This is a genomic window from Vibrio bivalvicida, from assembly GCF_001399455.2.
Lineage (GTDB): Bacteria > Pseudomonadota > Gammaproteobacteria > Enterobacterales > Vibrionaceae > Vibrio > Vibrio bivalvicida.
Genome location: NZ_LLEI02000078.1, coordinates 1 through 1,054, shown reverse-complemented (window position 1 = coordinate 1,054; position 1,054 = coordinate 1). Strand labels below are relative to the sequence as shown.

Genomic DNA, 1,054 nt, shown 5'->3' with positions numbered 1-1,054 from the left:
GGCTTTGTTGCTTAATTAGGTGAGAATACATAATAGCCCAATACTGTTCAGTTCTTATACAATATACTGAGTTTCAGGCATGCCAAGCCCTGTAAGCTTGTTCAGCGCTTTGATCATAGCGTAAGTCTCGCCAACCTGAGCATTGTAATTTCTTAGGCTTAATTTCCCACCTAACAACTGTTTCACCCGATACATTGCTGTCTCTGATAGTGAACGCTTATGATAACCATACTGCTTTTTCCACTTCTTGTTGGAGCCGTGGAGCTTCTGACAACCTACTGCTAGATTACGACGATGTCCTTGCTCCCAGAAGGCTGCACCTTCTCGTGGCGGGATGAGCGGAGCCGCTCGCTTGACTCGTATAGCATCATGACAATTCCTTGTGTCATAAGCTCCATCACCTGATATCTCGATGATTTTACGACGTGTCTGCTTTAGTAAGTTGGGGAGCACTTCGGCATCGGTTACGTTAGATAAACTCAACTCTGCTGCGACTATTTCATGGGTGCTGGTATCTACTGCGATATGCAGTTTACGCCAGACTCGGCGCTTCCCATCAGTGCCATGTTTCTTAACCTTCCATTCACCTTCGCCATAAACCTTGAGACCAGTGGCATCAATGGCCAGATGTTGTATTGACCCGCTGGTTTTGGGTTTAAATGAAACCTCAACTTCCTTCGCTCGGCGGCTTATACAGGTGTAGTGCGGGCAAACAAGCGGGATGTTAGCCAGCTTAAATACGGAATCGAGAAAACCTTGCAGACCTCTCAACGGCATTGAAAATATTCGTTTCACCATCAATGCGGTAGTAATGGCCAAGTCACTAAATCGGCGAGGTCTACCACGCTTGCCTTGTTTGTTTTGCTTCCACTCGGCTATCGCTTCCTCATCAATCCAAAAAGTCAAAGAGCCACGGTTTATTAAGGCTTTGTTGTACTGTTTCCAGTTAGTTGTTTTGTAACGAGGTTTAGGCATGAGGCTACGATGATTAATGGATGTAGCCGATCAGATCGTAGCTTCTTGATTTAGTTCCATCGATTTAAGCAACAAAGCC

General features: G+C 45.4%; 1 protein-coding gene. It reads right to left on the bottom strand.

Translation table 11 applies throughout. The features are described 5' to 3' along the window. Positions 1–54: 54 nt before the first annotated feature. A complete protein-coding gene (locus APB76_RS19955) occupies positions 55–975 on the bottom strand; it encodes an IS5 family transposase (protein WP_054963696.1) in 921 nt (306 codons plus the stop codon). Positions 976–1,054 lie beyond the last annotated feature (79 nt).

Excerpts from the sequence above, each read along its gene's own strand:
- APB76_RS19955 (WP_054963696.1), bottom strand. The coding sequence starts at position 975 with ATGCCTAAACCTCGTTACAAAACAACTAACTGGAAACAGTACAACAAA.